At 41.5% G+C, this 8,005-nt stretch carries 5 protein-coding genes; 4 read left to right on the top strand and 1 reads right to left on the bottom strand.

Features of this window, described 5'->3' with window-relative positions; genetic code table 11:
• The 4 genes from AAGC65_RS23315 to AAGC65_RS23300 all read left to right on the top strand — a co-directional run.
• A partial coding sequence (locus tag AAGC65_RS23315) for a cell division protein ZapA (protein ID WP_343114874.1) occupies positions 1-269 on the top strand: 269 nt, incomplete at its 5' end.
• A 242-nt stretch (positions 270-511) separates the two neighbouring features.
• The gene (gene rny / locus AAGC65_RS23310) at positions 512-2,077 is read left to right on the top strand and encodes a ribonuclease Y (protein ID WP_343114873.1); all 1,566 of its coding nucleotides are present in this window, start codon (positions 512-514) and stop codon (positions 2,075-2,077) included.
• A gap of 70 nt (positions 2,078-2,147) precedes the next feature.
• Complete coding sequence (locus tag AAGC65_RS23305) at positions 2,148-2,702, top strand: Mpo1-like protein (protein ID WP_343114872.1); 555 nt, start codon at positions 2,148-2,150, stop codon at positions 2,700-2,702.
• A 102-nt stretch (positions 2,703-2,804) separates the two neighbouring features.
• Positions 2,805-6,104 carry a carboxypeptidase regulatory-like domain-containing protein gene (locus AAGC65_RS23300; RefSeq protein WP_343114871.1) on the top strand — a complete coding sequence of 1,100 codons (3,300 nt, stop codon included), beginning with the start codon at positions 2,805-2,807 and terminating at the stop codon, positions 6,102-6,104.
• A gap of 122 nt (positions 6,105-6,226) precedes the next feature.
• Here the strand turns inward: AAGC65_RS23300 and AAGC65_RS23295 are convergent, their stop codons facing one another.
• Complete coding sequence (locus AAGC65_RS23295) at positions 6,227-7,639, bottom strand: amino acid permease (protein ID WP_343114870.1); 1,413 nt, start codon at positions 7,637-7,639, stop codon at positions 6,227-6,229.
• Positions 7,640-8,005: the final 366 nt, after the last annotated feature.

The following is an 8,005-nucleotide window of genomic DNA, read 5'->3' as shown; positions in this document are numbered from 1 at the left end:
TAAATATTGCTGACAGAGTTTACCCTTTAAAGGTAAACATGGAGGAGGAAGAAATTATACGCAGGGCGGCCAAGCTGATTAACGACCGGATAAAGGAATATCAGGAAAATTACGCGGTAAGGGATAAACAGGATTTGCTTTCAATGGCAGTGTTGCATTATGCCACATCATCATTAAAGGCAGAAAAGAAAGTTACCGTTGAAGATACCGATATTGCCGAAAAGGTTTATCAATTAGATCATTTGCTGACCGAATTTTTCTCAAAGTAATTAACGTTCTTACATACATATATACAGAGCACATTAAGATTTAGCCGCAGTTAAATTTTAGGTTTCACTATTAAAAACTTAACGCTTCAATATTAAGCGGATCAAAGAGGCATGCGTTACTCTATTTGTTTAACGTAACCCATGATTCCAATATCCGAAATGAGGTTTTTAAATACATGAACACTTAAAAATTAGTTGCGGTTTTTTTATTTACATACATAACCTTACACCCTAAAAAGAAGATGGACATATTATTATACATTATTATTGGCCTGTTGGTAGGTGCCATTGTTGGCATCGTCATCGGCCGTTTCCTGTTACGGAAACTTTTTAAAGACCAGGAAACATCGGCGCAAAACAAAGTGAAAAAGATACTGAAGGATGCTGAAAACAATGCCGAGATTTTGAAAAAGAACAAGCTGCTTGAAGCAAAAGAGAAGTTTTTACAAATGAAAGCTGAGCATGAGCAGGAAGTAAACAATAAAAACAATACCATTAACCAACGCGAAAACGGTGTTAAACAAAAGGAGCAGTCATTAAACCAGCGCCTGGAGAACATGAACCGTAAGGAAAATGAGTTGGATAATGTGCGCAAAAACCTGGAAAAACAAACAGAAATTGTTGTTAAAAAGCAGGATGAGGTAGAACACCTTAAAAATTCGCACGTGCAACAACTGGAAACCATTGCAGGTTTATCAGCAGAAGAAGCCCGTAACCAGTTGGTTGATACCCTGCGCGAGGAAGCCCGTACCAAAGCCATGATCCAGATCAAGGATATTGTTGATGAGGCAAAGCTTACCGCTACCAAAGAGGCTAAAAAGATAGTTATCCAAACTATACAGCGTACCGCTACTGAAAGTGCTATTGAAAACACGGTGTCTATTTTCAACATTGAGCATGACGAGATCAAAGGCCGTATCATTGGCCGCGAGGGTAGGAATATCCGTGCGCTGGAAGCTGCTACCGGTATCGAAATTATTGTTGACGATACTCCGGAAGCCATCATCCTGTCGGGTTTTGATCCGGTTAGGCGCGAAATCGCGAGGTTGGCCATGCACCGCCTGGTAACCGACGGTCGTATTCACCCGGCCCGTATTGAGGAGGTTGTAGCCAAAACCAAAAAACAAATTGAAGAAGAAATAGTAGAGATAGGGGAGCGTACCGTGATTGACCTGGGCATTCACGGTTTACATCCGGAGCTGATCCGTATGGTTGGCCGTATGCGTTACCGTTCATCATACGGGCAAAACCTGTTGCAGCACTCACGTGAGGTAGCTAACTTTTGCGCTACTATGGCTGCCGAGCTTGGCCTGAATGTGAAAATGGCTAAACGTGCCGGCTTATTACACGATATTGGTAAAGTACCTGATGATAACCCGGAACTGCCGCACGCTATTTTGGGTATGCAGCTGGCCGAAAAATATAAAGAACATCCGGAAGTTTGCAACGCCATTGGCGCCCACCACGATGAAATTGAGATGACTTCGATGTTATCACCAATAATTCAGGCTTGTGATGCTATTTCAGGAGCTCGTCCTGGCGCACGCCGTGAGGTGGTTGAAAGCTACATCAAACGTTTGAAAGAACTGGAAGAACTGGCATTGTCATACCCAGGTGTCGAAAAAACATTCGCTATACAGGCCGGCCGCGAGCTGCGTGTGGTAGTAGAAAGCGAAAAGATCACCGACGCGCAATCAGAAGTGTTGGCGGCTGATATCTCTAACCGTATCCAAACTGAAATGACCTATCCGGGCCAGATCAAGGTAACCGTGATCAGGGAAACCCGCTCGGTAGCATTTGCCAAGTAATTAATAAAAGGATAAAATAAATGAACCCTTTCTGCCTTAAAAACAGAAAGGGTTTTTATATTAGTATAAAATGAGTTCAGGTAAAGTAACCAATACAAAGCAAGGTAATGTATCGTCAAAAACAAACGGTGCCGGTGGCAACCGCGCGGTTGATATTTATTTTGCCAAATACGCCGAAAGCCATCAAAATTCAACCAATGAGGCTATCCACTTTATATGTATACCGCTTATTGTATTTAGTTTGCTGGGCCTGATATGGTCTATTCCCTTTCCGTACCTGAAATTTTTAGGCAGTTATAATGGTGTTTTCAACTGGGCATCATTTTTAATAGCTTTTAGTATTTATTATTATCTGAAGCTTTCGCCGGTGCTGTCATATATTATGTTATTGGTACTTTTCGGCTTCAGTTATGCTATTATACAGTTAGAGCTATGGCACAAAGCCGGCGGCCCCGCGCTGTGGCTGGTATGCTTGATTATCTTCTTTATTTCCTGGGTAGGGCAGTTTATCGGTCATAAAATAGAGGGAAAAAAGCCTTCTTTTTTAGATGATGTTAAATTTTTGCTGATAGGCCCAATTTACCTTCTCCACCTCATACTTAAAAGGTTAAAGATTAAGTACTGAACCTTAGTTTTACTTTATGTTAACACAAGTGGTTAAAAATAATCCTGAGTTAACATACTGTTAATATTGTAGCCGAACCTTTGTGTTCACAAATAAACACAAATGAAAAAGCTTTACTTTATCCTTTTATCAGTACTGATTATTGGTGTTGCTAACGTTGCCAAGGCGCAAATTACAACCTCATTAATTAGCGGTAAAGTTACCGACCAGAAAGGCGTTACGCTGCCTGGAGTAACCATTACCGTGTTAAACACAAGTACAGGCACTCGTTACGGTGCGCAATCAAACGGCGACGGACGCTATACGATTGCCAACGTTAACCCGGGTGGTCCTTACACCATTTCTGCTTCTTTTGTTGGTTTTAAAAAAGATGAAAGAACTAATATTACCTTAAGTTTAGGTAGCACTACTTTAAACTTCGCGCTTGCTGATGAAACTACCACTTTGAAAGAAGTAAAGGTTAAAGCAACTGCAGGTGGTACTAAAACAGGTGCAAGCACCCGTATTAACCAAAACCAAATTCGCACTGCGCCATCTATTAACCGCAGCCTGCAGGATTTAACCCGCAATACGCCTCAAAGCAATAACAACTCATTCCAGGGAACCAACTACCGTTACAATAACGTAACGCTTGATGGTGCCATCAATAACGACGCGATTGGTTTTAGCCCATCATTAGGTGGTCAAAACAACGCTTCAGGTCAGGTTGGTAGCAGTACCCGTACAAGCCCGGTATCGTTAGACGCGATCCAGGATATTCAGGTATTGGTTGCTCCTTATGATATCAAAATTGGTAACGTATTAGGTGGTAGTATCAACGCGGTAACCCGTAGCGGTACCAATGATTTCACCGGTTCGGTATATGGTTTTGGTCGTGGCTCGTTCATGGTTGGTCCTAACAATGCTGCTCCTGCTTCTGGTGGTGACGGTTCAAAACTTTCTGATTTTCATGATTATCAAACCGGTATCCGTGTTGGGTTCCCGATTATCAAAAACAAATTATTCTTCTTTACTAATGAAGAGATTGCCCGCAGACAAGATCCAGTTATTGCCGCAGCCGGTACTAACGGTTCAAAAAACATCCTGAGCTTACAGGATGCACAGAAACTGGCTACCGCTTTCAGAACCTTTACTACAAGCCCAGAGAATCCAAATGGTATTGATCCTGGTACTTATGATAATACTACCATCTTCTCAAATTCAAACAAATTCTTTAACCGTTTGGATTGGAATATCGATGATCATAATCAGTTAACTATCCGTAACAATACCATCATCTCAAAAGCTACTAACTTAGAGCGTGATCAGCAAAACTTCCGTTTCAGCGGTATTGATTACACTTCTCATAACAACTCTACCTCAACTGTAGCTGAGTTAAAATCAAGGTTTTCAAACAGCGTGAGCAATAGCTTGGTATTAGGTTACTCAAACGTACATGATTACCGTGATCCTAACTCAAACCCGGCTTTACCGCAAATCGAGATCACCGGCCGTACTCCGGGTACAACCATATTTATGGGTACCGACCGTGAGGCCGCTATTTTTGATATGCACCAGAAAACTGCTGAGTTTACCGATAACTTAACCTGGACTCATGGTAAACATACCTTTACTTTTGGTACACACAATGAGTTTTATAACATCACTTATAACTTCGTGAACGCTTGGAATGGTCGTATCGCTTACAATAGCATCGAAGATTTCATCAACAATAATCCTTCACGTACACGTGCTAACTTTAACTATACTGATAACACACGTGATTATATCCTGGCTCATCCATCAGCTCAATTTAAAGTTAACCTGTTAAGCTTATACGGTCAGGACGAAATTCAGTTAACTGACAACTTCAAGTTGACTTTAGCTTTACGTGCTGATTATGCAGGTGTGCCAAATAAACAACCATTGAGCGATAAAACTACAAATGCTCCGGTTGATCAATTCTATGGTACTACCTATACTTATACCAAACCTAAAGACATCAAACAAAACTACCTGGGTAACATTGAGTGGAACCCACGCGTAGCGTTTAACTACGACGTGATTGGCGATCAAAGCGTTATTTTACGTGGTGGTAGCGGTTTCTTCACCGGTCGTGTTCCGTTTGCATGGTTTGGTTACGCGTTTTACAACAATGGTGTTACTTATGGTGCTTATGATAAAAAACCATCGGCTACAGCGCCAATTACCCCAGGTACCAACCCTGTACAGGCGCCAGCTAATGGTGGTTTAAATTATGTAAACCAACAAGGTAACTTTAATACAGGCGCTAATGGTGCAACCCAGGTGGATATGATCGACAATAACTTCAAAATGCCACAGGTATGGAGAAGCAGCTTAGCTGTTGATTATTCAACTGATGATCAATGGAAATTCACTGCCGAAGGTATTTACACTAAAGTTATTCATGATTTGAAATTCCAGCAGGTAAATACTATGGATCAGGTTACTTATTATCCATATGATACCCAGCACAAACAGCCAATATTTGTTAATAAGCCAATTAACACGTCATATACCAACGCTTACTTATTATCAAATACCAGCGAAGGTTACCGTTATAGCTTAACTGCACAAGCGGCTAAATTCACTCAGTTTGACCCTAAAAATGCTTTGAATGCTTCAGTTGCTTATACCTATGGCCATTCAAAAGACGTTACCAACGGTATCCGTAACTCAATGGAATCAAACTGGCAGTTAAACCAGGCTTTAAACCCGAACAATCCGGGATTAGCTAACTCAAACTTTGATATCCGTCACCGCATTGTATCAAACGTAAACTACAAACACGATTGGGATGCTGGTCACAACTATACTGCTAACTTCACTTTCTTCTTTAGCGCACAATCAGGTAACCCATATACATTTGATACCTATCCAAACGCTATTGACGGAACAGGTCAGCAATTGAGCTTGGCTTACATACCAAAAAGAGGCGAAACTGTAAACTTCTTCTCTGATATAGTAGGTGGTCAAACTGCCGCTCAACAAGCCGCAGCATTCGATGCCTTTATCGATAAGAATTCTTACTTATCATCACGTCGTGGTAACTTTACTGAGCGTAATGCTTCATTCACTCCGTGGAATAACCAGTTAGACTTCCGTTTTACTCAGGACTTCAAATTTGGTAACAAGCACAAACAGATGATCACATTTACTTATGATATCATCAACTTAACCAACTTATTGAAGAAAAGCTGGGGCCAGTATTACTTCTCAGCTAATACATTCAACTCTTCAGCAAGCGTTGGTTTAACACCAGTAAAAGCAGGAACACCAGCATTCGGAAATGCAGCTACTACTTATCCTAAGTATACTTTTGCTGATCCGGGATTACCTTACTCTGTTGATTTGTTTGCTTCACGCTGGCAAATGCAGTTTGGTATCCGTTACAGCTGGTAATATCAAACAGAACAAAACTAAACTTCATACCACAGCTCTGTCAGTTATCTGGCAGAGCTTTTTTGTTATATAGAGTTTGAAGATTGAACAGATTTACGAAGTTTTTAAAACTTCGTAAATCTTTACATGCTGCGGTTATTTTTAAAATACCAGTAAAAAGGGGCCCCACTTAAAATAAGCACCAAGCCAATCAATGAAGCCTCTGTTTGCGTAATTAGCGTATTAATAACCAGCGCTACGCAAAAAAGTATAATGATAACCGGAATTACCGGGTAACCTATAACCTTTGCGGTGATGCGTCCATTCAGTTTCATTTTAACCAGCCCCCAGGTAGCCAGCGCGAAAAACGCGTACGAAGCAAATATTACCAGGTTGGTGATCTGATCAAAAGTACCGCTGCAAACTAAAACAATACTCCAGATAGCTGAATAAAACAGGGCGATATGCGGGGTGCTAAAAGCCGGGTGAACTTTAGCCGCTTTTTTAAAGAAAACATTTTCCTGCGCCATCCGGAAATAAACACGCGGGTAGGAGATGATGCAACCATTTAGTGCCCCAAAAGTGCATACCATAATGAGTATAGCAATAGTTACCGAGCCTGTTTTACCCATCATAATACCTGCCACCTCTGCCGCCGCTATTTTATTGCTGCTTAATAAAGCCAGTTGCGATACAGGCAATACTTTTATATAGGCGTAATTGAGGAGTACATACAAGGTCATGGCTATGCCTACGCCACCAATAATGGCCAGGGGGATATTGCGCTTGGGATTTTTGATCTCGCCGGTAATAAAAGTGATGTTGGCCCAGCCGTCATAAGCCCATAAGGCGCTGAGCATAGCTCCAAATAATCCACTGAACAGAGCTGCGCCTTCCGGGTGCTTTGCAACAACTTTTATTGTAGTTATCGGTGTTGCCGGATGCCCGGTATATAGCAAGCCCGAAATGATGAGCAGCAAAATGCCTAATATTTTCGCCGAAGTAACTATGTTATTGAGCATGCCTGCTTTGTTTACGCCCCGGTAATTTACCCAGGTTAATAATATAACGGTGCATACCGCCAAAAGCTTGATACCCGAATCGGCAAAGGGAAAAATGGACTGGCCTATGCTGATGTTTTCAAATGCTGCTAATGGGTTGGGCAAAGGGATGAGCGTATTGACCGATTGCGCAAACACGAATGATAAGGCAGCTATAGCGCCACTGCCTACGATGGTAAAGATAGTCCACCCGAAAAGGAAAGCTATAAAATTTCCGTAGATGAGCCTCAGGTATTCATACACACCACCGGTTTGGGTGGTAAGCGTTGCCAGGCCGGCATAAGTAAAAGCGCCAAACATGGTAATGATGCCCGCAATTATCCATGCCAATAAAATATAGGTTTCACTGCCGAGCGTTTGTGACATGGGAACAACTTTTTTAAATACCCCCGAACCGATCATAATGCCTGCAACCAGTAATATGGCGGTAGGTAAACCAAGTACTTGTTTCAGGTGTGCGGTTGATGAGCCGGTATCGGGTTTGGTTTGTTCCATGTTTATAAGGTGGTTTAAAATTGTTTACCGCAATATAATTGAATTTAAGGTGATATTTTTCGGTTGATTCTTGATTTAATAAGCAGAGTGATGTATGCGGTAATGTTATCCGGATGAAATAAAAAGGGCTGTTATTTCGATGAGGAACGAGGAGAAATCTTCTGCATTTTGCAAATTCGTTTGCATATCGTACAAAATTCCTCTTTCGCGCAATGCTGTTGCCCTAAACATGCACTATCGAAATGACAATCCTTTTTGCACTATGGTTAACATGCAGATCAGGAAGCCCCTACGGAGCTAATGGTTGTATGCGGAATAGGCTATAAACATAATACTCCTACGGAGTTGAAAGTACCCCGTTAAGGG

Origin of the sequence: Mucilaginibacter sp. (assembly GCF_039207105.1) — a bacterium.
In the GTDB taxonomy this organism is placed as follows: domain Bacteria; phylum Bacteroidota; class Bacteroidia; order Sphingobacteriales; family Sphingobacteriaceae; genus Mucilaginibacter.
This window is presented reverse-complemented; position numbering and strand designations above follow the sequence as displayed.